Source organism: Thermosphaera sp. (assembly GCA_038827615.1).
Classification (GTDB): domain Archaea; phylum Thermoproteota; class Thermoprotei_A; order Sulfolobales; family Desulfurococcaceae; genus Thermosphaera.
The window spans coordinates 293,783-317,157 of record JAWBNK010000001.1 but is presented as its reverse complement, the minus strand read 5'-3'; the positions used below and the strand labels follow the sequence as shown (position 1 = coordinate 317,157).

Genomic DNA, 23,375 nt, shown 5'->3' with positions numbered 1-23,375 from the left:
AATGCACCTTACCCGGGAACAAGAGAGGGCTTTGAACGGAGAGTTCGGATGGGCCTACGCGAAAGCCCTTGAAATAATTGTTAAGGTCGGTGAAAGCCTCGGCGCAGACCGACTAATAAGTATTTCACACGCACACATATCCGGGGTCTCCTACTCAAACATTGGCGAAGCTGGGTTAGAGTTTTTACGGGATTTTCACAGGGAGAAACCCAGATTTAGAGTCTACACGACCATAAATCCCGGCTGCGTAGACTACGGCATGCTCTCTAAAGTAATTGATAACAAATTCGTAGAGAAGCAACGGCAAATCGATGATGTTTTAGTTGGAATGGGGGCTAGACCAGTATTTACTTGTATACCATACTATCACCGCCCTCCCATGCCTCACGAAAACTTGTCATGGGGGGAGAGCAGTGCAGTAATATTCGCTAACTCGTTCTTCGGAGCAAGGACCAATCGTGAAGGAGGCCCCTTAGCACTCGCCTCAGCCATAACTGGGCTCACATACTATTACGGTCTACATAAGGATGAAAACCGGGTTGCAAGGGTCCTGGTTAAGCTCTCCCCTAAGGTCGCTGATATGCCTTTATCCCTGACCGGTCTATGGGTTGGCGAAAACGTGAGGAAAATACCCTTTATAACTCTTGAAAGAAAACCCTTGGAGGAGGTTAAAACGCTACTGGCATCCATGGCTGCATCCGGTTTCCACGCCATGGCTGTCCTGGAGAATATAACGCCGAGGAATACCTACGGCATAGAGATTGAAGAAACCTTAACCATAGAGGTGGGTGACGTGGAGCGATACATCGCTGAAAAACCCAGCGGGGACGATGAGGTGTTAGGCTATATTGGATGCCCTCATACGCATCCCTCAGAGTTGATCCTTTTGAAAAAGCTTATTGAAAAATATAAGTCTCCAAGGAGGGGGAGGCTTCTTGTTACAATACCGGTTGAATTCCTAAGCACATATGAACCATTGATCAAGTTCTTAGTTTCGCGAGGTGTTGACATCGCTTCCGGCACCTGCCCAGTCGTATCAACGCTGAGTAGACGTTTCGACATAGTACTGACAAATAGCGGAAAGGCGTATTTTTATTTGAGAAAAATTCATGGCTTGAGAGTTGGAATAACTGGTATTAGACAGATAGTTGAGAGTGTTTATCGTTGAGCGTTAGATTTAAAGTGAAACCATTAATCGATGGAGACTGCAGGGGCAGGGTCATTGTTTTAAACCAATATTTAAGCTTCTTCGGTGAAGTCGACTCCTCACGGGGCATTGTAAAAACGGATAATGGGGAAGTAGAGATAAGCGGCAAAGTACTAGTTTTTAAAGGATCGCGAGGAAGCACTGTGGGCTCATACGTTATTTACGCGTTGAAAAAGAATGGAGTGGCTCCCGCATGCATGGTTGTAAGAGAAGTTGAACCCATCCTCATCGCTGGATGCGTGCTCGCAGAAATTCCTTTATTGGTTGCCGAAGGCTTCGATGATTTGGTAGGACTATTTTTGAAAGGAGGAGTAATAATTCACAATAAGGGGGAGAACTATGCTGTCTTCGAAGAGGGGTAGGTTTATCGTTTTGGAAGGAATTGATGGGGCTGGAAAAACAACTATTGCTAACCTACTCATAAAAGAATTGAGCGCTCTCGGATTCGAATCTGCATACACTTACGAGCCGACCGACTCGCTGATCGTGAAGGCTGTCAAGGGAGAGTACAATTCGCTAAGGGACGCTTATATAGATGCCCTGGCGTTCGCCTTAGACCGTTTGATTCATGTGAAATCTATGGTTAACCCACTTCTTGAGAAGGGGGTGATCGTGGTTTCAGACAGGTATTACTATAGCAGCATCGCATACCAGTCAGCCATGGGAGCTCCATTCGAGTGGGTTGTAGAGTTAAACAAGTTTGCGCTCAAGCCTGACCTAGCCATTTACCTAGATATACCGCCTGAGGTGGCTATTGCTAGGAGGAAAGGACTTGAATCAAGATTCCCTGAGTTCGAAGAAGTCAGCTTCCTATCGAGAGTGAGAGACAATTATAAGCGGATGGTCTCGAACGGATGGTTGATAGAAGTCGACGCCACGGAAAACCTTAAGACAGTGTACTCGAAGATAACTTCTCACATTTATTCAATCTTGAAAAGTGATCTCTGAGTAAGTTAAAAGAACCTTCCTGTTGTTATTGGGATCTTGGCTGGGGATGTTTTTCCCGGCTCATCTCCTTCAATCTCCTCACCCTCTCCAACACTTCTAGCCAGCTTATTATCTCGCGAGGATCTATATCATTACTCTCACTCTGCTCTCGAATAATACTCAAGGTCTTCTCCTCCAACTTGTCTAGAACACTTAGGATTGAAAGCCTCTCTCTGATTTCTTTTATTTCTTCATCGCTCCTGACCAAGTGAACTTTTCCATGTACAGCACATACGGTCTCGCCAGTTCTCAACTTGAAAAGAGGGAGGCCGCAGCCTTCTACAGGACACGTTAGAGAAAGCATTGTCGCACCTGCCTTTAAATACTCTGCCATCATTTTCGTGTAATCCTTTCTCTCGCTCATAACTCTCTCCCTTATCATGGTAGAGTTTATTTATTACACCCATATATGTTTATCAAGAGACTGATGAGGTGATTATGATGGCTAAGGTGCCTGACAACGAGGTGAAACTGAAGAATGCGATATATCTTCTGGTTAGCATCGTTAACGATACGGCAGTGCCGCGAAATATTAGGAGAGCTGCAACTGAAGCTTTAAACCAGTTAAGGGATGAACGACTAACCCCGGGCGTTAAAGCAGCCAACGCGATCAGCCTCTTGGACCAAGTAAGCCAGGACCCCAACATGCCGCTTAACACTCGAACCAAGATTTGGCAAATAATAGCGATACTCGAAACCATACATGACTGAGGAGCCTCGGGCTTGATAAGAGTACGCGTTAGAGGTATTTACGCTACAGCATTATCTCATATATTTTTAAAAAATAACTATACGATCGTCCAGGCAAGTGACATTATCGTACAACGTTTGAAAATAGCTTTCGACCCCTCTCCTCCACACGTAACTGTGAAGGATGGAGAAGACGATTCAATCCTCGTCATGGGAAAACCAGAGGAATCAAGGATCGTGTTCGACCGGTTAATCAGCCATTTGAAATATGTTTTTAAACTCAATCCACGAGTCCACCTACACTCTGTCTACGTTGGAAGAGTTGAGAGAGTTGAACCCTCTTATTGCATCGTTAACCTTGGAGAGTTTAAAGGAGTTCTTAAAGATTGCAGAGGACTGAGAGAAAACGACAAAGTCGTAGTGGGTGTTTCAAAAACCGCTTTCACAAACAATGAGCAAATAGAACTTACTAGAAACTTCAGAGTTACTGGTGAATATGCCTCATTGATTCATGGAAGCCCGAGAATATCGTTCTCAGAACACATAAGAGATTCGGGATTGAGAACGCGTCTGTCCGCGCTAGCCGTGTCGAAGCTCGTAGGCTCAGGATTAGGAGTCAAGTTCAGAAGCAGTGCAAGGTTCGCGAGTCCTAGTGAGATTGAGCTAGAGATAGACGCACTCTTAAAAGAATATAGAACACTGATTGAACAGGCGAACAATAGAGTGGATCCAGGCATGCTTAGGGATGGAGACTTTATTGGTATTGTCTACCTAACTAGTCTCGCAAAGAAAATCCTGGATAGAGAGAGGCGTAGAGTTACACCTACTGTTCAGATGCATCATGAGTTGAAAAGTATTGGTCTAGATCGTGAACTAGACTTAGCCGAGATCATCATTGAAAAAGGGTGTAAGGATGCGACCATTGGCCAGGGTTTAAAGGAATGGGTAGTGAAGAAAATCCGTGAAGAGAGGAAGATAAGGCTTCTGCACTGCTCAATAAGCAAGGGATATCGCGAGCTAACGCCTGGAATAATACGATTTCTAAAATTAGAGAATGGGAGAATTCAAATGATGGTGGAGAGAGTTTTCAGGTCGAGAGGAACTTACGACGGACTAGGTTCTGAGAGATTACCAGGGGACCTCGACTTATTGATCATCAAGGAAGGCTCCTACGTCTTAAGCCACAACTACTTCAGGCGTGAGAAATGGTTAGGTAGTTATATCAACATAAATACTCCGCCAGAGATAGCGCCAGGCATAGTAAAATATCATGATTTAGAAGTCGACGTAGTTGTTAGGCCCGGCGAGCAACCTCAAGTACTCGATCTGGAGAAGTTGAATCATCTCTATCAACAAGGAGTTATCACTCCGGAATTACACGAGTTAAGTAGGAAGATTGTTGAACACGTCGTGAATAATACTAACTCTTACATCTGCACCGAGTTTAATCGAGCCGAGTCTTGTATTGAATGATAAGTCGCTTCTGGCGATCCACGAGATAACTAGCTTCTAGAATTTTCTGTAAAAACCTGTATGGTGTGTCAACACCATGGTTTTAGATGGATTTACTACTGGTTTAACTAACTTTGGCAAAATCTAAACTTTGATTTAAGGCTTAATATGTTAGCAATATGATATTCTTGAGTAAGTTGGGATGAGCGTCGTGCGGAAGCTTTACCTAATCATAGGGTTGCTTGTCATTTCTTTGCTCGTGTTAGCATATTTCCTATTCTTAAATACAGGTATGGGCTACTCCGCGAGGTTTGAAATATTATCATCCGATGGAGCACTATCCTGCAAGAATCTTTACATGAAAATAGTGGTGAGAGATAGGCTTGGAAAACCCGTTTCCATAGAAAGGGTAAGCGTTGAAGGCAAGGAAGTGGTTATTCATAAGATTGGCTCAGGCATGAACGATAACACTTATGTAAGAGTTGATTATGAAAAAGACTTCTTCGATGACGCTTTTGTAACTATTATCGAATTAAACACAACTCGTCAACAGGGGGAAGAAATCTTCCTGGAATTCCATATGAGCGAGGGCATTAAACACAAAACTTCTGTGAAGATCGCTAGATATTCGTGTATGGAAGACTTGAACATTGAAGTATCCGAGATAAATCATATTGGAGTTTGGAAGATCGAATTTAGAATAAAAAACAAGATGAATCGGCCCACGACTATAGACCAGGTCCTAATTAATGGTAAAACATTAGACAAAGCCGGTGCCTCAATATCTCTCTCGTACCCCATGACTTTCTCGTCTGGGGAGGAAAAAGTTGTGATTATAACACTGATCGCGGGTTATTCCTCGGGAGACCTCATCGAGATTAGATTTCACACTATACTCGGCAATGAGTATCCAATCATGCTTACGCTTCCCTAGTGTTAAAGGATAAAAGTGTCTGGCTGGTTCCTCGTTTTAATCCTGGGTTGGGTTATCAGCGCGTAGCTTGATTTTCTCAGTCAAAAGCGTTAAAACCACTAAGATTATCACGATTACCATTCCAAACACGACTAATGTGATAGAATACTCCTGAGTATTCGGGGTGTACTGCGCGCCTCTGGATTCTCCCGCAATAATTAAAGGATAGCCGGAAAATAATGCTAAGACTGTTATGCTAGTCGTCTCAACATTCACGTCTCCCTCGGGTATTATTCTTCCATCGATGACTCTATAGTCTGTTCTTATCCCGCCTGTTGCCTCGTCTTGGGATAATGCTATTATCTCGAGACACTTGTCTCTGATGCGGGAGTAGTCTTTGACAACATCTGATCCAGCTGAATCGAGAGCACGGTAAAGATAGATAAATAGTGCACACTTATAAGTAGCGTAGACTCCCGTGGCGTTAAAAGCCTTGTCTCTGAATCCATAACCATCCCACATCATGGTCAAGTTTATTAACAAAAGCTCCGCGTGCGACCTAGAACCCAGGAGCAGTCTATCGAGAGCTCTGTAAACCAGGAGGTCAGCATACTCATACCAGTCATCGATGACTTGATCCCCAGGCTTCTCATAGAGTATTATATATCCGTTCACTTCTCCGATGTACTCGTATCTCGTAGTGTAGAATACGTCTGGTATGTCGACACCGAAGAGTATTTCTACCTTACCGTTAAACCCTCCACTGTATTCATTATTAAGCTTACTAAGTATCTTGCTCGACAACTCGCGGTCTCCCAGCACGGCGAGAGCGCGTGAGGCCAACAGGTTATCGTTTGCTATGTATATAGTGTTATCTGGATACGAAACCGTGGAAGCTCGGATCAGTCCAACCTCCTCAACATACTGGGACCTGAGAAACTGGAGCATTAAATATCTCTCAGGACCCACGTCCCCCACTACGACAAGGAGGGGAAGTAGCATGAGCAAGACCGAGACGGTGACGGCTTCCCTAACCATTCCCCACCACTTAAATTATAATGAGTGAAGAGGGGAAAAGTTTAAACAATTCTCTCCAACAGCTTAAACACATGTTTCACGACCATTAGGAGTAAGATTATTGACACTATTGAAGGCATCAACGGGGTCACCGAGTAAGTCGTGCTTCAAATACCAGCATACGGATGAGGCGAGATCACCACATCGTCCCTACCTGACAAGGCAGCTTTTAACGTTACACTCGCACAAATCTGTGTGACCAATATAGCAAACGCGTTTTGCATCGACTAGCCAAGTAAATCGCCGATAACTTTCTACGAGAACGGGGATGCGGGGGGTGGGATTTGAACCCACGCAGGCCTACGCCATCGGGTCCTAAGCCCGACCCCTTTGACCAAGCTCGGGCACCCCCGCATCAGATATGAGTTTATTTATTCAGGACTTATAAAAACGAGGATGAAAAAATATTAAAGTATTATTTTCTCAATACGAATTTGCTCGCGAGCACTCCAGTTGCCAAGAATACGACGGCTACGACTCCTATAGATAGCATGTCGGTTTGCGTGATAGTTGTCGTCAGGGTTTCAGTTTTCTCTGTAGTATGAGTCGTAGTATATACTTGTGTTGTAGTGAGGGTTGTCTCGCTGGTAAATGTAGTTGTCTCCGTCCTGATCGAGGTCGTAGTAACGGTTGCAGTCTGCGTCGTGGTCACCGTGGAGATTTGTGTTTGAGTAATAGTTTCAGTCTCCGTGATCCTCTCAGTAGTCGTTACAGGATAGGTATTCACATCGATCCATATCGGGTTGTTTATCGCTCTATTACCCGATAGATCATATGCTATAACGACAATATAGCCGCTCTCCGTTCCGTTTGTTATCGTGGATGCCGGTATGGATAGGTCTAACACGGTGGATGCTACGCCGCCAAGAGGTATGTTTTGAATGAGTCTACCTCCTTTCCCATACACTTCCAACCTGCTCAATCCTAATGCTGAATAGAGTTCAACCGTTATTGAGATATTGCTCGACAACGATACTGCTCCAACCGTGGAACCAGGCAGCGGATTTGTGAAGACGAAGGGTCCGTAGGTTATGAACGTCCTTCCATATTTTTCAGCAAGCGCTAGAGATATCGGATCAGGTCCGTTGGGCAAGTATGCGACAACTCTCGGTTTACCCGTATAGGTTTGCATTACAACGTCGTGCACGTCACTTCCAGCCGTTAAATATTTTCTAATGTTAAAGTCCCATAATGTGAACATCTTAGTAAGTGTTCTCTGATTATTACTGCCCCACGGCCCGTTGATCTCTGCTGCATCCCAGTCTTCATAATAGCCGCCGGGTATATTATTCATTTCCTGAGCTATGAACAATCCGCCTATATACGGGTGGTTTGCTCTCACCACAATAGCTCCAGCAGCCCTTGCTGAAGTAATTATTTCCCTCATGGTACCTCTGTATAGGAGCTTCGAGGGATCGAGAATAGGGTATACGTTGAAATGAGCCCAGTCGGGTGATATCTCGACGCCGCATACAAATGGAACACTCCTCGCTTGAGCAATAGCTTGGATTACAGGGCAGTTGCCAACATAATCGTGGTCGCTTACAAACAGTATGTCAAGGGCGGAGGCCAGTTGAGCAACTACTAGCTGGTCAGGCGGCGTTCTCCCATCCATCCAGTCTGAGTGATGGTGAAGATCAACCATATACCATCCTCGCTCCCAAGGTTTGAAGAGAATGTCAACGGTAACGTTGATCTCGAGCGTCTGCTCGCTAGCTACGCTTACTGATACTGTTTTATTAGTGCTGATGAATCCGCTTCCTTTATCCACCGTCAAGTTATATGTTCCCGGGGCCAAGTCTATGAGGGCTGTCCCCACGTTGAAGACATCGGTGTATACTGTAGTCGTTGCCAAATACATCACGGGCGGGACATATCCTCCACTTATAAGTATTCTTGCATCGGTTGGTTCACCAGTATCATTCCTGAACACTCTTAAGATGATCCTCCCGGGAGGAATGACGTCTGTAAAGTTATACTCCACATCGTCACCGGGGTTTAGAGTTAAGTTCGCTTTAGTGCTGGGCGCATGGGCTTTCGCCAATGCATAAATGCTGTAGGAGCGGGGCGCCGGCAGGGAGAAGCTGTAAGAGCCGTTTCTCACCAGGCTCCAACAGTAAGGCCTCCCTTGTGATTCAACCATTACTACCCCGCTGGGAAGCTGGTTCCCCGTCGTCGTGAGAACGTTTCCATGCACCGAAGCCAACCCCTCTCCCTTTATTGACTGCACTGTTTCAGCTATCTTGCATAAATCGCCCTCTGGAAAGACTATGATGTAGGCATCGAAGACTCGACTATCACCAGGAGCAAGTGTTACTTGGTAAAATGCATCCACGAAGCTACTGTGGAGGGCGATGTGAGTATAGTTTGGAGCGTAGAGTCCAAGCGCATAATCCTGGTGGTATGAAGCAACCCAATCTTCCGTTATTCCGTAGTTACTCTTTGGCGCAGTTACTATCCTTCCAGAGCCGAACCCAGGCGCGTAAGCCCAACCCCTCTTCAAAGATATCGCTGGACCCATTATATGATTGGAATAAGTGATCGTATCATTGTTCGTTACCGTGACGATAACCCTCAAGTACGGTTTGCCCGACTCTAATATGTAGGTGTAATTAACCACCAAACCCTTCCATTGCCCGATCGCCTCTATAATTGCCCTGCTCGTAGAGTTTTCAACTATTTTAAAACTGGTGATTGTAGCCCAGTTAGCCCAGTCATTCAAGGGCAGACTGAACTGAGCTAGAACATCAGATGCCCCCGCAGCGACCGGCGCTAAGTCAATAATGTGTCCAGGCGGGATTCCCCAGGGTGGAGTCGTTGAGATGCCGAAGGCTGCGGCTAAGTACTCGTTCATTATCGTTACGTCTTCAGGACCCTTGGCTTCACCCTCCATTATAGGAGTTGGCCCTTTGATCACAATGACTCCACCAGACTGACCATGTATAGGAGTCATATTTTCAACGAAGACTGTTAATAGAGGCACCACCAATAACAGTATAAGGAGAACCCTTAGGCGCCTCATTCAACCACCGTTTAAAATTTATTTGAGGCTAATTATAAAAACGATTACCTTTGATAATTAGAAAACTTCTAAAATAAGTGGCGGGGCCCGCTGTTACGCGGGCATGATAGCGGGGGGTGGACTCTCACGGGCGCACAGCCCGTTTTGAACCACCGACCTCGGGGTTTCCCCGAGAGCGGCCCAGCCCATTCATTATTTACTACTTGAACATCCTTAAATACCTTACCGTGGAAGACTCTGTTAGAGTAAACGATTGCAGGAACTACCTACTGGTCAGAACCCAATTGATTAATTGATTAAAGTGGCAAGTCTTGAAAAAGCTTGTTTCAATATCCTCACGCCGATCCTACCTGAATACTGACCAGGAATATGGTGTCGCGCAACCGGGAAAAATGAAATGGGCTGGGCCGCCTGGCGCCTTATGAGCTTCGCGGACAGGCTAAGCCTGTCTCCCGCGGGCTACCAGGCTGCCCTACCCCGCTGATTAGCCCCGCCAATTCTATTTGATTACTAAACATTCCTTATAAAGATTAACACGAGGGTTTCACGTATTAGGGATTTACATAGAAGACGAAAACCTATTCAAAAACAAACAACTCTTCATCATATCTCCTATCGAGAACAGTCCCTGGTGGCAGGGTTCTAATCCTTCTTCTCTCAAGGTAATCCGTCAACAGCTTCCTAGCTCTGTCTAACGGTATCGAACCATCAAGCCATTCTAGGGGCACCCTTACATTCATTGGTCTAGCGGGAACTATGTGGCGAGTAGCTTTATGAATAAATACCTCCCCCCTCAATGCTACGCTACGCACTTCCTCCTTCGTAATAACCGGAGTTATCAGTGACGCCACAACTTGACCACTTTTCGCGAGCTCGAAAGCCTCCTCTTCCGTAATGTACTTTACCTCATAACCCTTGTCTTTTAGAGCGTTCTCCACTCTCTTAATCCAATCGTATATTGATTTAATGTCATTAACAGGAGATTTGACCACAAATAGGCTTTTACCGTCTACCACCGCAACAATTATTTTCCTCGACTTCAACAAATCAAACGCAACACTAATATCATTTAATCCGTCAACCTCTAATCCAACCTCCCTTATTGCTGACAATACTTCATCGATTTTTCCAGACGCTTTTACGACTGCTCTACACCACGATTTAAGCTTTACCTCAGGGTTGTCGTAGTCAATGAGACATACCGGCATGTAAGGAAACCTTAATGTTTGAGCCGCCGCCACTCTATGCATTCCATCTAATACCACTAGCGTCTTCTCATCGACGATAACTGGATCTTTGAAGAAGCCGTCTTGCTTTATCTTTTCAACAAGCTTTTCATACATCTCGGGAATGATTTCCTCGTGAATATGTAGTTTGGACACTTCTTCGAGCGTTATCTTCAAGGTCAAGTGCTTAGTTTTTATCTCGAAGTACGACATACAGGCTCACTTTTTGAAATATTCTATTATCTTCCTAGCCACCTCAATACCGGCTTTTTCCTGAGCCTCCCTAGTACTAGCACCAATATGAGGAGTTAGGACGACGTTATCCAAGCTCAACAAAGGATGGTCCTTCGGTAGGGGTTCCTCTTCGAACACGTCTAAACCAGCTCCGGCTATCCACCCCTCTCTGAGAGCCTTTACGAGAGCCTTTGTATCAATTACAGCCCCTCTTGAAGTGTTTATTAATATAGCTGTTTTCTTCATAAGCTTGAGTCTCTCCTCATTTATCAAGTATTTCGTCTCAGGTAGCAACGGCACGTGTATTGAAACCACGTCGGATCTCCTCAACACTTCCTCTAGGCTCACACACTCGGCTCCAAGCTCCCTGTTTAACTCCTCGCTACATCTTACATCGTGATATAACACATGCATGTTAAATCCGTATCTTGCTATTCTCGCCACGGCAGACCCAATTCGGCCTGCGCCAATGATCCCTATGGTTTTCCCACTCAGCTCTACCCCCATTGCCTCCTTCTTAGCCCAGTACCCCTCCCTCATCCTCCTATCGCTATAAGCTATTTTTCTGGCAACAGCAAGCATTAAGGCAATAGCGAGCTCGGCAACACTCAACGTGGAGGATTCGGGAGCATTAATCAACGCTATACCTTTCTGCTTAGCCGCTTCAACATCTATGTTGTCTAGTCCAACCCCCGCCCGAGCTATAACCTTAAGGTTATCCGCTGATTCTATAACTTTCCTCGTCACAAGGGGTTTACTTCTGACTATGAGAACGTCGTAACCCTTGATCATTGTAGCCAACTGTTCCTCAGAGGGCTCTTCCACAGAGGTGACCTCGAACCCCTTTTCCCTTAGGAGCTGGAGAGCTTTCTCGTGGATGTGGCTTGCAACCAGGACTCTCATCTGCTCCACCACTGGTTTTTATGATGTTGTATAATTAAAAATATGTTGAAGGTTTAGAACATCTCAACTCTTACTCTTAATGGTGGATAAGACTTCCCGAAGAGTTGAGAATAGAAGTTCGATGTCTTCATCGGTAATGTACCCCATATGACCTATTCTGAAAGTATCATCTTTGACTTTCCCGTATCCTTTGGCAATCTCTATTCCCCTCTTCCTGAGCTCCTCGTATATCACAGGACCTTTTATCCCAGGTGGATTATATATTACAGTGATGGTTGGACTATAGTAACCCGGCTCTGCGAAAAGCCTTAACCCGAGGTCGAGAGCTCCCCTCCTGATTCTCTCTGCTCGCTCGGCGTACATTTTCAGCCAGGCGTCCTTGCCACCCATTCTTTCTATTATTCTTAGAACGACGTTCAATCCAATAATCTGCGGCATAGGAGGCGTAGTGGGAGTTGACCATTGCTTCACCAATACATCCTTCATCTCTAGAAGGTCGAAGTATAATCCTCTATCCGGTATGGCTTTCGCTTTCTCGAAAACACCTTCGCTTACAGCAGCCATCGCTAAACCTGGTGGCACACCGAAGGCTTTTTGGCTACTTGAAAATACCAGGTCTATCTCCCATGCATCTACTTTTATATCAGCAGCACCCATAGCTGAAACCGCGTCCACGAATACCATTTTACCTCTCTCCTTAGCCACCTTAGCCAGCTCCCGCAGTGGGTTCAAAACACCTGTACTTGTCTCGTTGTAGGTTATAGTAACTGCTTCGACATCGGGATTCTTCTTTAATGCTTCATCCAGTTCTTCTGGCAGGACCGGTTTTCCCAATGGTTTCTCGAGTATAACAGGTTTTCTACCGTTCCTTTCGACGGCCTCCCTATACCTGTTTCCGAATTCTCCTATAATCGTTACTAATACTTTTCCGCCAGGGGAGACAGCGTTCCTAACACTGGCCTCCATGAATCCTGTTCCACTTGAGGGAATCAACAATATGGTTGACTTCTCAGCCTCGAGGAATCTCGCGAGCCTAAGAGCCGTATCCCGGTGAATCTCTTGATACTCCTTGGACCTATGACTAAACATTTGTATCTTCATTGCTTCAAGAACCTCGGGGAAGCATGCAACGGGTCCAGCGGTGAACAACTTCATCGGTTTAGGCCAAGCTATTTTTTCGACTTCCTTCACTACGTCAATATACCTCAATATACCCCACCTAGTTAGAATATTTCACACCTGGCTTAAATATGGTTGGGAAGGTCCCAGTCGCTCCACCTACATCACTATTCAGCACGTCTCTGCTCGGTCATCCCTGATATATAAGTTTGAATATAGATATTATTAACCTCAGCGTATTTAACCACTGGGGAAGACTTGTGAAGATATACTTGAAGCTTCCAAACAGTAGATGGATATTAGTAAGGGATAGACTTAAACAAGTAACAATACGCGGGGGACGTAAAACAACCAGATACGTTTTAGTAGGGGAAACATTGAAGGAGGAGCCGGTCATCGACGATAAGAGGTTTGAATCCTTGACGATGCCATCCGGGAAAGTAAATAAATTCATTATCAAGCTGCTCGACAGGAAAAATCCCCAGGACTCTGTGATAGTTCTAACTCCTATTGACCCTGAAACATATAGGGTAGACGTCCATGGAATAAAGCTTCAAGATGTGAAGGAATTAATGGATAGTATTTTAGAGTGATAAGTTCTCTCAAGTTTTATCCGGTGGAAAGAATCTCTTAAGTATGATGTTCCCGTCCTTGTCGCGAATAGCTTCTATTCGCTCGACGACGATCTTGTACCCGCACACTGGGCACTTCATAATCAGCGTTGTCCTCACAACTCCATTACTTAGCTTCTCAGACTCTAGGTTAAACTGCAACTCGTTTCCATCCTTAGGGCACTTACCCCTTACCAAGTTGTCCACCCCTTTTACATCTTGAAATAAATCTTTATCTTTTTATATAAGTCGGATTTAAACTAGAAGTGGTGTTATCTTTGGATTTCACGTCTAAGCTAAGCGCCATCATCGAGGAATTCAAAATAGATGCGCTCGTCCTGACCGCACCTGATAACGTGCAGTACTATACGGGGATTCCAACAATAGCGGACTCTATTCAAATACTATATTTCGAGAGAAAAGGAGGCCTTAGATTGTATGTTCCGATCCTTGAATACTATAGGTATCGTGATGGTTTAAGGGACAAGGCATCAGTCTACGGAGTATCCAAATCTATTAAACCAGAGGACGCTCTCGTCACAGATAAAGATTGGCGTGAAATCATCGCCGATATTCTCAGGGAGACAGGGAAAGTAGGATTCGACAGGTCTTTTCAATCACCTCTAGCTCATATCGTTGGCGACCTCCCAAGCGAGAAAATAGTTGATGTTTCAAATAGAATTTGGAAGGATAGAATGATCAAGAATGATGAGGAGTTGCGCGCAATTAAGAAGGCGCTAGACATTACCTCCAGAGGCATCCACACGCTGGTCTCAATGATCACAAGCGGGGTCAGCGAGGCGGAGTTGGCTGGTTATTTCGAGGGAAGAGTTAGGAAGGAGGGAGTAACTCAGTATGCTTTCGACCCCATTATATCTTTCAAACCAAACAATAGCTATCCGCACAATGTTCCGACGGCCAAGAGGTTAGCATCAAACGATATTATTTTAGTGGACGTAGGGGTTAAATACGAGGGAAGATGCAGTGACATTACTAGAATAGTCAAGCATGGAAGGCTTAACAAAGAGGAAAAAAAGGCCCTCGAGCTTGTTGAGCAAGCTCTTTACCTGGGGATAGAAGCCATACAGCCAGGAGTGAGAGCGGGAGATGTTGCCTCGAAGGTTGTCGAATTCTTTGAGAAAAATGGAGTTAAGAGCAGGTTTATCCACGGGCTTGGGCATGGATTAGGAGTTGTTGTCCACGAACCGCCGTACCTAAGACTAGGCAGCGATGCAATCTTGGAGCCAGGTATGGTGTTTACTATCGAACCAGGACTCTATTATCCAGGAAAATTCGGAGTGAGACTAGAGGAGGACGTATTGGTAACTAATAAGGGAGCCGTGGTTCTCTCGAATAAGACCCCATTAATCTTTACGGCAAACAGCTAACACTATATCATTAGCTTTTTATTGGGCGGGGATATAACAACTCTTCCAACAGTTGTCACGCTATCTGAGAAGATGGAAGATGGTATGGCATCTCCCGATATGCTTGCCCCAAGCCTTTCAGCGATAGCATATCCTACGGCTATATCAGTATTCCTCAACTTCCTAGTCAGAGAAATGAAATACTCTATCTTACCCACTGAAGCATACGCGGATTCGAGAGAGGCTGATCCAAATACCCTAAGCTTCAGCTGCCATCCACGATTCCTGAAAACATCGTTGAGGTTTCTTAAATCTTCGACTGAGTCGAAGTATACTGACGCTATCCCGGATGGTTCGTAATGGTATGAAGGTAGTGGTTTTCCGTTAACATATACTTCCCGACCTGCTAAACCATACCACTCTCCGGTGAAAATGTTCTCCACAATCCCCACCATCTTTTCTGGGACGCATGCACTCTTGAGGCCTTCCCTCGGAAACAATGCTATAGAAACTGATGCCAGTGGAACTCCGATCGAGAAATTAAGACTGCCGTCTAAGGGGTCGATGAGAGCGATATACTCTGGCTCTTCGACAAGCCGGTAGAGACCCTTCTCCTCGCTAACCACCCAAACATTCAAACCACTAGTTCTAAACTCCTCAACCGCATAATCCTCGGCTATCAAGTCTATTCGCCTAGTGACATCCCCTGTGACTCCATAGCCTATTTTTTCAGAGAAGTAGGAGACTCCGTAATGTTCTCTCAGCAAGCCAGATAGGTTTCCTGCAACTTTTTTTACAAGCATAAATAATTCTTCAATCTCTTCCATCAGGATCTCCCGTGGCCCGGTCAACTCTAAGGTTCGTGGAAAAGCCGCCGCCGGGATTCGAACCCGGGACCTCTGCCTTACCAGGGCAGCGCTCCACCAGGCTGAGCTACGGCGGCCTATCTTACTTTTAAAACTATATGGATTAAAAACATTTACCTCACCGAGTGTCTCGCTAAACATTTTAAGCTTTCCTTTGATAATGAAAACAGGGCACGATGGATGTAATATTGCTTATCATCGGGTACATACTTGCGGCTTTTATAGCTTTCAACATAGGAGGTAACGATGCCGCAAACCCAGTAGACACCGCAGTGGGTTCAGGCGTACTATCCTTAAAGGAAGCACTACTTTTATTTTCTATCGGGGTGTTCATCGGCTCTGTCCTGCAAGGTCATTCCGTAATTAAAACAATTGGAAGAGGGATAATACCGTCTATGACAGCGATAGCTGCGATCTCCGCAGTGATAGCCGGAGGGGCGTGGATACTCCTTGCAACAATAAAAGGAATGCCAGTATCTACAACACAGAGCATCACGGGGGGCGTGATCGGAGTAGGGCTTGGCATGGTTCTTAGAAATGAAATCCCATTCTCCCAGTTATCACTGGGAGTATTGACCAACATATTCCTTAGCTGGCTATCATCACCGCTAACAGCCATATTCGTCTCCTACTCTCTCTATCGTTTAACTTGGAGGAGACTATCTAGATTGGAGGAGGCGGAAAATGGCAGAAAATACATCCGCATATTCATGATCGCCTCACTCCTCTTCTCTGCATACTCATTCGGCGCCAACGACGTGGCTAATGCAACCGGCGTATACTTGTCAGTGACATCCCAATATTTTGGTCTTCCAGACTCCGCGTCAATGCTGATCCTCTCCGTAATAGGATCGCTCGGTATCATAACTGGAGGATGGACCATTGGGCGGAGAGTCATCGAGACCGTTGCGTTTAAGATAACCAAGCTGGATTACAAATCAGGCCTGACGGCTGAGGTATCCAACGCATTAACTGTATGGTTATTTACGACGTTGCCATCTATGCTGATAGGATATGGAATGCCCATATCGACAACTCATGCTTCAGTATCTTCGATAATAGGTGTAGGAATAGCTAAGCATAAGAGCGTTTCATCAATTGACAAATCAACGATCATTTCTATATTTACGTCGTGGATACTAACCCTCCCCACAACCATTATAATGGGCATTCTAACATATCTAATATTAAGCTTCGTAGCGGGGTACATATGAGCACTTGGTTTTGGACCTCTAAACAGATAGAGAAAAAGTTGATAGAAGACTACTTAGCACATGTTCAGAAGGTACTGCAGACTGCGCAATCCCTTGAAGACTCCGTAGCTAGTATTAAGAGCCTCGACATTGACGCATTTCGTAGAAATTACTATAAAATATCTTCTCTAGAAAGAGAAGCAGATGTTTTGAAAAGGACGTTGATGAAGGAAATAAGCCAGATTTTAATCCATCCGGTTGATAGAGAGTATTTAATGAGTCTTATACTCCAGATTGATCAAATCGCAGGGTACTGCAAAGCCGTAGGTAAAAGAATTCTTATTTTAATGGAGGCCTCGGAGGAAATCGATGAATACATGTTGACCTACATATCCACAGTGGCTTCAAAAATACGGCATATAATGGAACTCATCGTCTCCGCCCTCCAAAGCCTCGGAAGGAGTTTTCAAGAAACACTAGAATACGCCAACGAGATTGAGAAGCTGGAAGAGGATGTCGATGACTTGAAGCTCGATGCTTATAGAGTCATACTCAAGAAATGCAATTCTAAATCAATAGAATGGTGCATTCTCTCCAAGGAAATCATTGATACATTAGAGGAGGCTACTGATAGAGGGGAGAGAGTAGCTGACATCTTTAGAATGATAGCGGTCTCATTGAGTTAAATAGTATCATTCACTCACACCTTTATATTCCTTTGATGAGAATTATTTAACTATATTGGAGCGTGGACCTAATGCCAATCATTGGTGCCTACGTCATATTCACTACGAATGTTTCAATGGATCCTGCAACACTTTTGGGATTCATGTACGATCTTCAAACTTTCTTCAAGCACGTGAAAAACGTGAAAATCAACGTGACCAAAGAAGGTGTCGTTGTGCTTTCAACAAAAGTAAAGACTTTCCATGGCTTCGATCGCGAGCTTAATCTCAGCTTAAAAGTAGAATCAATAACACGCAATAGCATAGTGATAAAAGGAGTGGGTGAACTAGCCGATTTCGTAATGAAGGCTGACCTCAAACCTGCAGACAAGGGTTCTATTGTCGATGTAAATCTAAATTGTGAATCAAAGGAAGGAGGGATATGCAACAACTTCATATCCTTATTGTACTCTGGATTGGTGGAGTTGTTTGAGAAGCCGCCTAAAGTATCCGTTAAACCACCCCCGGTAATGCCGGCTCCCGCACCAACCCCCGTACCAGCAGTTCCAGCTGCAAAACCCGAGTTGCCGGCTCCGCCGCCCAAGCCCCAGCCCATTAAACCCGAAGAAGAATATCCGTTGGAGAAACTATTGGATGAGACATACTTGGCCATTTTAATGCTCAAATCTGACTTGATAACTACTAAGAATCTATCCCCAGGATGGAGTATAAGCGAGATAGTTAAGATTTCAACGGATTCGCTCAAGGATATCGCTAAATTCAAGCTTGGATTGATCACTATAAGGGATGTTGCAAATAGAATAAGCCTCACAATCCCTGTGTCGAGAACAGGAGACCTATTAGGATTCGTGGGGATGATTGATAATAAGGCTGTGAAAGGCCCGCTACCTGATCTAGAGCGGACAATCCCACTGGTATCGAGAATGCCGGTTAGCGTGAGAGTCTGGGGCGTTAAAGAACTAGCGTGATCTAAATTTAATTCAATCAACCATGAAGTTTTTAACCACAACCTTTCCGCTTAGGCTTTTAAACTCTTTTTCGAACTCGTCAAGTAATGGCATCGTGCTACCTCCCTCGTAACCCACCTTTAACGTCGAGAAAATTACAGATTTCCTGATTACTTCTTCTTCATCAAGACCTTTGAGACGGTGGTGAAGATAGCATGATGCAAATGCATCGCCGGCCCCCAACGAGTCTATAACAACCACGGGTTGGGAAAAATAGGCTTCGATAATCCTTCCTTCTCTCGAATAAACCGTTATTCCCCTCCTTCCTTTCTTGACGATGAGAACACCCCTAAAATGGTTCCTCATAATCTTGAGGAAATCGGTTATGCCAATATTTTTAGAAACATGTTCAAGTTCCCTCTGACTCACAAAGACTATGTCGAAGAATCGAAGATATTGATTAACGGCCTCCCAGCCCTCTTTCGCCGTCACGCGTCCAATATCCCATGACATGGTGACCCTTAATCCCATATTTTCTACTACCCTCAGCGCGTTCCTGAGGCTTGCTATTGAAAGAGATGTTACGTGAATGTGATCAACGCCAACCAGTAATGATGCTACTTGATCATCAATAACCAAAGGCTCCGCGACATTCAGCTTACTATAAAGTAAAACGTTTCCCATCACGTCTCTTATCACTATGCAGTAGCCGCTTTCTCCCTTTACCGTTCTCACACCACTGAGAGAGATTCCCTTTTCTCTGAGAAAGGTTAAGAGGAACAATCCCCGATCATCGCTTCCTATGTTTGCAATCAACAAAGGTTCCGAGCCCAGGTTTATAAGGCCCACAGCCGTGTTTAAAGCTGAACCCCCGGGATACCTTACATCCCTAATTATTCTGTATTCATCATCAATGGTGGATATGCTCTCCACTAGGTAAACATAGTCGACAAGTGCATGACCCAATACAGCAACTTTCATTTCAAGACCTCTCTCAAAGCTCTTATGAAGTCCTCAGCTCTCTTCTCATCCAACGGGTTTCCCGCAATGCCATTCTTTTTGATAAATGATCCTACAATGACTCCGTCAGCATTTTCCATCAGAGACTTTATATTGTGCGTTGATGCACCACTCCCCACATATACAGGAGCCGGAGAATACTTCTTAATTATCTTAAGGACTTCAACGCTAGGAGGTTTCCCAGTCCTCTCTCCAGTAACTATGACCGAGTCTGCCCCTCCTCTCTCTACGGTATCCTCGAGTATATCCTTTAACGCAGTAGTGAGAGAACGACTCCTAATGGTTTCTTTGGCCCTCAATGACAAAATCGTTAAACTTCCAGCATGTTTGACGAGAACATCAGCAAATATCATTACGCCTGGGTAGTTTAATCGAACATCCCTCATGAACGGTGCCTCAGGCTCTATCACGCCGGAGTCAGAGATTATTGTCTCGGAGAGCGCGTTCACCCTTATAAACTTGGCACCAGTGGTCAACGCAATCGAGTACGCCTCCCTCCCGGAATTCCTCAGTATGTTCAATCCTACGGGGATCTTCACAGAGTCCACAACTCTTTTCACGATGACAGTCATAGCGGAAAGAGCAAGCGGATCTAAAACCCGCTTTAAGTAAGGCTTATCCCCGAAATTCTCAACTAGAACTCCTTCAAAACCGATTCTTTCAAGGGCCCTGGCCTCAGAAGACGCTAATTCGGCCATCCATGAAACATCGACCTGGGTTTTAACCGTGGTATAAGGAAGCCTTGGTAAGTGGATGACCCCGATTACACGGGGAAGTAATGAGTCCGTAATTCTGTAACACCCGCAGACCCGATCTCTATATAGTTGATTTAAGAGGAAATAAATAAAGATATAAGCCCTTTTCAACCTTCATACTCATGAAGGGCCCGAGCATAGAGCCGTAGGCAATGATGATCCCAGGCCACGCACCTGTTAAAAGTGGCCCGGGTAGCTCAGCCTGGATAGAGCGCCGGGCTGTGGAAGCCCGCGATGAAGGGCTTGCAGAGACCCGGAGGTCCCGGGTTCAAATCCCGGCCCGGGCCCTTACTGTTTATTTTCACTATCCTCCGAGATTATTCACCTCTCCTTAGTGCAAAGGATTCCGGGGAGATTAAGGGCTAAACTCCCTTCGCATGCTAGGTTCAACTCTCCACCCGCTCCCAGTCGCCTTACCCCCAATTCACGTAGACCAGGCAACGGCGATGTGGTTTTCACCTTGAAAAAAGCGCCATATTCTCCTACTGTTTCTGCACCAAAAACCTTATTGCACCTCCAGTGCTTCAGATGTTTTCTGCTCACACCCCTCCCCCGATTATCCTCCTCATGGATACCTGTATCTCCAAGTACATACCAATGCGAAGTCATCTTTCAAGATACTAACACTGTTTCAAGCTGGGCTTAATACCCTCAGCACTTCTCGCTCAATGATCGTAGATAAGGTAGAGTTGTTGCTTAGCTCATCAATCCAAAACTATTGGACGCCGATCTCTCAGGGCTTCGGAGTAGTCCATCAACCCTTTGCAGGTTACATTTCAACCAAATCCATAGTTTTCAGGGACTTCCAAAGTTTTTACCCCTTTCATCTCATCAACTAAAACAATTTAATTGAGCATCCTGCTAGTTATCTTTCTAGATATTTTCTCAACGACCTATCATAAACTACTATACCAATTAACAGGACTGCAACCGCTGCTAGCACAGCTCCAATAATGTAGTGGATAACCTCCCCTGGCTCGGCCTCAAAGACAATCACATACCTTACGACGTCTACAGCCCAAGTGGCCGGACTGTAATGTGCCAATACACGCATCCATTCCGGAAACCATTCTCTGGGAAACCATATTCCCGTTAGAAAAGCTAATATTAAACCTAGAGACACGCCTAGATTTGAAGCTCCTCTAGCGCTCTTAACCCCTAATGACAATATTGAGCCCATTCCAAGGGATAACAAGGCTAGAACTAAGAACATCGCTGGCACTATCCAATGTTCTATGCGGAATGGGCTCCAATAAATTTTCGCTCCGCAGAAGAACACGCCAGAGATGATTATGACGATTGATGTGATCGACAGGGATAAAATGTTAGATAAAACCTTTCCAAGTATTAACTCAGATGGTGTGATCGGCGATGCAAGTATCTTGCGCAAGCAACCTTTCTGCTTTTCCTCTAGAAGCGCAGAGGAACCCATGGCTAATCCGCTGTAAAGAAAAGTCATTCCTATGGCTCCGATAGTATACCAGCCGATCCAAGCTTCTCTAGAGATTAAGGCCTCAGGCAAAACTTCAGTGAAGGACGCATTTATTGGGTTCGCCAGTCCCTTCAAAAATCTTTCAACGATCTCTGAGTGAGCGTATTCCTCTGGAATATAACTCATAACCCAGGCGATCTTCTCCTCAGAAGAAGCCTTGCTAAATTCCTCTATAAACTTTTCCAGCATGTAGCGGTTGATTTGGGTGGACTGCGCACTCCTTGCGCCAACATAAACCTCTAGAGTCGCCTGTCCTATCGTTAAGAGTTCACTAAAACCCTCTGGTATTATAATGCCCGCGTCGATTCTTCCCCTCTTGATGTCCTCGAGCAGGGAAACCTTGTTATCATATATTCTCACATTAAAGAGTTTTACATCCTTATACTGGGCCTCTTTCAGGGCCTCAACAAGCATCGAGCCATTGACTGGAAAACCTGAGGATGTATCGTAATTAACTAGTCCAATACTCATAGTCATAGGCTGGTCTACTCCAGGGGGAATGAAAACGTAGGCTGTTATAGCCAGCCATATTAGCGGCCAGGCAATCATCCAGAAGACAAAAGTCTTGTCTCTAAAAGTCTCCTTCAAATCTTTCACAATAATCGCTTTAATCACGCTGGTCTTCATTTCCATCAATCCTCCTACCAGTTAACTTTAAGAAAACATCTTCGAGTGTTGGCTTATTGATTTTAACGGAGACTATTCTGATTCCATTCTTGAAGAAGTCTAGAGATATCTGGGGTAGGAGGATATCTGGATCCTCATGGTACACTCTTATAGAGGAGTCAACTACTACGATGTCTCTCGGTTCGAGATACTTATCCAGCACACTTCTTGCCTTATCCTGGTCGCTCGGGTTGAAAAGCTCAATGCTTATCACGGGCTTAGGAGCATAACGCTTCTTTAAGTCCTCAGCCCGGCCCTCAGCGATTATTCTGCCGGAATTCATAATTGCTACTCTATCGGATAAAATCTCTGCCTCATCCATATAATGCGTCGAAAATATTATCGCCCTATCTGAGGCCTTGATTTCATTTAGTAGTTGCCAAACCTCTCTCCTCACCTGCGGATCCATTCCTGTTGTAGGTTCATCCAAAATAAGGATACTTGGATCATTTACTAACGCGGCAGCGAGATTCAGCCTTTTCTTCATCCCACCAGAATAAGTTTTTACCGGCTTGTTCGCGTACTCTTCCAGCCCAACCCTCTTTATTAAATACCTAGCTCTCTCAACCGCCCTCCTCCCAGTTATTCCATACAGTCCAGAGTAAAACATAAGATTCTCTATGCCAGTTAGAGAATCGTAAAGAGCGGGTTCCTGTGGACAGTAATTAATCCTAGACCTAATTTCCGGGTTTTTCGCCTCACCACCGAGTATTTCAACGACCCCCTCATCAGCCTCTAACACACCAATTATGATTGAAAGAAGGGTTGACTTCCCGGCACCATTTGGTCCTAGAAGGCCGTAAACCTCGCCGAATTTTACGTCGAAACTGACATTATTAACTGTAATTTTTTCGCCGAATCTTTTCGTTAATCCGCTTACCTTAACAGCTATCTTCATCAACCATCTTAGTTTTCAAATTAAACGCCATCCTAATAAAATTT

25 protein-coding genes and 4 tRNA genes are annotated in these 23,375 nt (G+C 44.9%); 13 read left to right on the top strand and 16 right to left on the bottom strand.

The window, feature by feature from the left end:
* Position 1 precedes the first annotated feature (1 nt).
* From QXH45_01915 to tmk, 3 genes are read left to right on the top strand one after another with little or no spacing between them, the layout of a single operon-like run.
* The gene (locus QXH45_01915; protein MEM2078000.1) at positions 2 to 1,168 is read left to right on the top strand and encodes an aconitase X catalytic domain-containing protein; all 1,167 of its coding nucleotides are present in this window, start codon (positions 2 to 4) and stop codon (positions 1,166 to 1,168) included.
* Positions 1,165 to 1,569, top strand: coding sequence for a DUF126 domain-containing protein (locus QXH45_01910; GenBank protein MEM2077999.1), 405 nt, complete (start codon positions 1,165 to 1,167; stop codon positions 1,567 to 1,569). Before QXH45_01915 ends, QXH45_01910 begins: the two co-directional genes overlap by 4 nt.
* Complete coding sequence (gene tmk, locus QXH45_01905; protein MEM2077998.1) at positions 1,547 to 2,155, top strand: dTMP kinase; 609 nt, start codon at positions 1,547 to 1,549, stop codon at positions 2,153 to 2,155. Before QXH45_01910 ends, tmk begins: the two co-directional genes overlap by 23 nt.
* A 25-nt stretch (positions 2,156 to 2,180) precedes the next feature.
* Here tmk and QXH45_01900 read toward each other — a convergent pair whose 3' ends face one another.
* A complete protein-coding gene (locus QXH45_01900) occupies positions 2,181 to 2,558 on the bottom strand; it encodes an Sjogren's syndrome/scleroderma autoantigen 1 family protein (GenBank protein MEM2077997.1) in 378 nt (125 codons plus the stop codon).
* 74 nt (positions 2,559 to 2,632) lie between these two features.
* Between QXH45_01900 and QXH45_01895 the strand changes: the two genes are divergently transcribed.
* The 3 genes from QXH45_01895 (at position 2,633) to QXH45_01885 (ending at position 5,270) form a co-directional block, all read left to right on the top strand.
* The gene (locus QXH45_01895) at positions 2,633 to 2,905 is read left to right on the top strand and encodes a UPF0147 family protein (GenBank protein MEM2077996.1); all 273 of its coding nucleotides are present in this window, start codon (positions 2,633 to 2,635) and stop codon (positions 2,903 to 2,905) included.
* A 117-nt stretch (positions 2,906 to 3,022) separates the two neighbouring features.
* Entirely contained in the window at positions 3,023 to 4,357 is a 1,335-nt protein-coding gene (locus QXH45_01890) for a DUF402 domain-containing protein (GenBank protein ID MEM2077995.1), read from the top strand.
* A 181-nt stretch (positions 4,358 to 4,538) separates the two neighbouring features.
* Complete coding sequence (locus QXH45_01885; protein MEM2077994.1) at positions 4,539 to 5,270, top strand: hypothetical protein; 732 nt, start codon at positions 4,539 to 4,541, stop codon at positions 5,268 to 5,270.
* Positions 5,271 to 5,306: 36 nt separating this feature from the next.
* On the opposite strand, the gene QXH45_01880 is transcribed toward QXH45_01885, so the two are convergent.
* From QXH45_01880 to QXH45_01850, 7 genes are all read right to left on the bottom strand, one after another.
* Positions 5,307 to 6,287: a hypothetical protein gene (locus QXH45_01880; protein MEM2077993.1), complete on the bottom strand. Its 981-nt coding sequence runs from the start codon at positions 6,285 to 6,287 to the stop codon at positions 5,307 to 5,309.
* Positions 6,288 to 6,595: 308 nt separating this feature from the next.
* Positions 6,596 to 6,680 (bottom strand) — tRNA-Leu (locus QXH45_01875).
* A 61-nt stretch (positions 6,681 to 6,741) separates the two neighbouring features.
* Positions 6,742 to 9,348: a CehA/McbA family metallohydrolase gene (locus QXH45_01870; protein ID MEM2077992.1), complete on the bottom strand. Its 2,607-nt coding sequence runs from the start codon at positions 9,346 to 9,348 to the stop codon at positions 6,742 to 6,744.
* Between the two features lie 107 nt (positions 9,349 to 9,455).
* Positions 9,456 to 9,830, bottom strand: a tRNA-Met gene (locus QXH45_01865).
* Between the two features lie 96 nt (positions 9,831 to 9,926).
* On the bottom strand, positions 9,927 to 10,787 hold the full coding sequence (locus tag QXH45_01860; protein ID MEM2077991.1) for a ParB N-terminal domain-containing protein: 861 nt from the start codon (positions 10,785 to 10,787) through the stop codon (positions 9,927 to 9,929).
* A gap of 6 nt (positions 10,788 to 10,793) precedes the next feature.
* A complete protein-coding gene (locus QXH45_01855; GenBank protein MEM2077990.1) occupies positions 10,794 to 11,711 on the bottom strand; it encodes a D-2-hydroxyacid dehydrogenase in 918 nt (305 codons plus the stop codon).
* Between the two features lie 63 nt (positions 11,712 to 11,774).
* The gene (locus QXH45_01850; protein MEM2077989.1) at positions 11,775 to 12,923 is read right to left on the bottom strand and encodes an alanine--glyoxylate aminotransferase family protein; all 1,149 of its coding nucleotides are present in this window, start codon (positions 12,921 to 12,923) and stop codon (positions 11,775 to 11,777) included.
* A gap of 116 nt (positions 12,924 to 13,039) precedes the next feature.
* On the opposite strand from QXH45_01850, the gene QXH45_01845 reads away from it, so the two are divergent.
* Positions 13,040 to 13,423: a hypothetical protein gene (locus tag QXH45_01845; protein ID MEM2077988.1), complete on the top strand. Its 384-nt coding sequence runs from the start codon at positions 13,040 to 13,042 to the stop codon at positions 13,421 to 13,423.
* A gap of 9 nt (positions 13,424 to 13,432) precedes the next feature.
* Here QXH45_01845 and QXH45_01840 read toward each other — a convergent pair whose 3' ends face one another.
* Positions 13,433 to 13,639, bottom strand: coding sequence for a hypothetical protein (locus tag QXH45_01840; protein MEM2077987.1), 207 nt, complete (start codon positions 13,637 to 13,639; stop codon positions 13,433 to 13,435).
* An 80-nt stretch (positions 13,640 to 13,719) separates the two neighbouring features.
* On the opposite strand from QXH45_01840, the gene QXH45_01835 reads away from it, so the two are divergent.
* Complete coding sequence (locus QXH45_01835; protein MEM2077986.1) at positions 13,720 to 14,829, top strand: Xaa-Pro peptidase family protein; 1,110 nt, start codon at positions 13,720 to 13,722, stop codon at positions 14,827 to 14,829.
* A gap of 2 nt (positions 14,830 to 14,831) precedes the next feature.
* On the opposite strand, the gene QXH45_01830 is transcribed toward QXH45_01835, so the two are convergent.
* A complete protein-coding gene (locus QXH45_01830; GenBank protein ID MEM2077985.1) occupies positions 14,832 to 15,635 on the bottom strand; it encodes an inositol monophosphatase family protein in 804 nt (267 codons plus the stop codon).
* Between the two features lie 42 nt (positions 15,636 to 15,677).
* Positions 15,678 to 15,751: transfer RNA gene (locus QXH45_01825), tRNA-Thr, on the bottom strand.
* Between the two features lie 111 nt (positions 15,752 to 15,862).
* Here QXH45_01825 and QXH45_01820 point away from each other — a divergent pair.
* From QXH45_01820 to QXH45_01810, 3 genes are all read left to right on the top strand, one after another.
* Entirely contained in the window at positions 15,863 to 16,888 is a 1,026-nt protein-coding gene (locus QXH45_01820; GenBank protein MEM2077984.1) for an inorganic phosphate transporter, read from the top strand.
* The gene (locus QXH45_01815; protein ID MEM2077983.1) at positions 16,885 to 17,553 is read left to right on the top strand and encodes a DUF47 family protein; all 669 of its coding nucleotides are present in this window, start codon (positions 16,885 to 16,887) and stop codon (positions 17,551 to 17,553) included. Before QXH45_01820 ends, QXH45_01815 begins: the two co-directional genes overlap by 4 nt.
* 71 nt (positions 17,554 to 17,624) lie before the next feature.
* Entirely contained in the window at positions 17,625 to 18,521 is an 897-nt protein-coding gene (locus QXH45_01810) for a hypothetical protein (GenBank protein MEM2077982.1), read from the top strand.
* A 12-nt stretch (positions 18,522 to 18,533) separates the two neighbouring features.
* Here the strand turns inward: QXH45_01810 and QXH45_01805 are convergent, their stop codons facing one another.
* Together QXH45_01805 and QXH45_01800 are read right to left on the bottom strand one after the other, a co-directional pair.
* Positions 18,534 to 19,481, bottom strand: coding sequence for a carbohydrate kinase family protein (locus tag QXH45_01805; protein ID MEM2077981.1), 948 nt, complete (start codon positions 19,479 to 19,481; stop codon positions 18,534 to 18,536).
* Entirely contained in the window at positions 19,478 to 20,275 is a 798-nt protein-coding gene (locus tag QXH45_01800) for a BtpA/SgcQ family protein (GenBank protein MEM2077980.1), read from the bottom strand. Before QXH45_01800 ends, QXH45_01805 begins: the two co-directional genes overlap by 4 nt.
* A 186-nt stretch (positions 20,276 to 20,461) precedes the next feature.
* On the opposite strand from QXH45_01800, the gene QXH45_01795 reads away from it, so the two are divergent.
* A tRNA-His gene (locus QXH45_01795) sits at positions 20,462 to 20,562 on the top strand.
* 34 nt (positions 20,563 to 20,596) lie between these two features.
* Here the strand turns inward: QXH45_01795 and QXH45_01790 are convergent.
* Positions 20,597 to 20,818: a hypothetical protein gene (locus QXH45_01790; GenBank protein MEM2077979.1), complete on the bottom strand. Its 222-nt coding sequence runs from the start codon at positions 20,816 to 20,818 to the stop codon at positions 20,597 to 20,599.
* A 125-nt stretch (positions 20,819 to 20,943) separates the two neighbouring features.
* On the opposite strand from QXH45_01790, the gene QXH45_01785 reads away from it, so the two are divergent.
* Positions 20,944 to 21,114 (top strand): hypothetical protein, encoded by a 171-nt coding sequence (locus QXH45_01785; GenBank protein MEM2077978.1) that lies wholly within the window; start codon positions 20,944 to 20,946, stop codon positions 21,112 to 21,114.
* Positions 21,115 to 21,140: 26 nt separating this feature from the next.
* Here QXH45_01785 and QXH45_01780 read toward each other — a convergent pair whose 3' ends face one another.
* A complete protein-coding gene (locus QXH45_01780) occupies positions 21,141 to 22,394 on the bottom strand; it encodes an ABC transporter permease (protein MEM2077977.1) in 1,254 nt (417 codons plus the stop codon).
* Positions 22,375 to 23,331 carry an ABC transporter ATP-binding protein gene (locus tag QXH45_01775; GenBank protein MEM2077976.1) on the bottom strand — a complete coding sequence of 319 codons (957 nt, stop codon included), beginning with the start codon at positions 23,329 to 23,331 and terminating at the stop codon, positions 22,375 to 22,377. Before QXH45_01775 ends, QXH45_01780 begins: the two co-directional genes overlap by 20 nt.
* Between the last annotated feature and the right edge of the window lie 44 nt (positions 23,332 to 23,375).

Coding starts and splice junctions, on each gene's coding strand:
- QXH45_01815 (MEM2077983.1), top strand. CDS start 16,885: ATGAGCACTTGGTTTTGGACCTCTAAACAGATAGAGAAAAAGTTGATA.
- QXH45_01810 (MEM2077982.1), top strand. CDS start 17,625: ATGCCAATCATTGGTGCCTACGTCATATTCACTACGAATGTTTCAATG.
- QXH45_01900 (MEM2077997.1), bottom strand. CDS start 2,558: ATGAGCGAGAGAAAGGATTACACGAAAATGATGGCAGAGTATTTAAAG.
- QXH45_01780 (MEM2077977.1), bottom strand. CDS start 22,394: ATGAAGACCAGCGTGATTAAAGCGATTATTGTGAAAGATTTGAAGGAG.
- QXH45_01805 (MEM2077981.1), bottom strand. CDS start 19,481: ATGAAAGTTGCTGTATTGGGTCATGCACTTGTCGACTATGTTTACCTA.
- QXH45_01775 (MEM2077976.1), bottom strand. CDS start 23,331: ATGAAGATAGCTGTTAAGGTAAGCGGATTAACGAAAAGATTCGGCGAA.
- QXH45_01880 (MEM2077993.1), bottom strand. CDS start 6,287: ATGGTTAGGGAAGCCGTCACCGTCTCGGTCTTGCTCATGCTACTTCCC.
- QXH45_01785 (MEM2077978.1), top strand. CDS start 20,944: ATGATCGTAGATAAGGTAGAGTTGTTGCTTAGCTCATCAATCCAAAAC.
- QXH45_01830 (MEM2077985.1), bottom strand. CDS start 15,635: ATGGAAGAGATTGAAGAATTATTTATGCTTGTAAAAAAAGTTGCAGGA.
- QXH45_01915 (MEM2078000.1), top strand. CDS start 2: ATGCACCTTACCCGGGAACAAGAGAGGGCTTTGAACGGAGAGTTCGGA.
- QXH45_01885 (MEM2077994.1), top strand. CDS start 4,539: ATGAGCGTCGTGCGGAAGCTTTACCTAATCATAGGGTTGCTTGTCATT.
- QXH45_01860 (MEM2077991.1), bottom strand. CDS start 10,787: ATGTCGTACTTCGAGATAAAAACTAAGCACTTGACCTTGAAGATAACG.
- QXH45_01855 (MEM2077990.1), bottom strand. CDS start 11,711: ATGAGAGTCCTGGTTGCAAGCCACATCCACGAGAAAGCTCTCCAGCTC.
- QXH45_01870 (MEM2077992.1), bottom strand. CDS start 9,348: ATGAGGCGCCTAAGGGTTCTCCTTATACTGTTATTGGTGGTGCCTCTA.
- QXH45_01895 (MEM2077996.1), top strand. CDS start 2,633: ATGATGGCTAAGGTGCCTGACAACGAGGTGAAACTGAAGAATGCGATA.
- tmk (MEM2077998.1), top strand. CDS start 1,547: ATGCTGTCTTCGAAGAGGGGTAGGTTTATCGTTTTGGAAGGAATTGAT.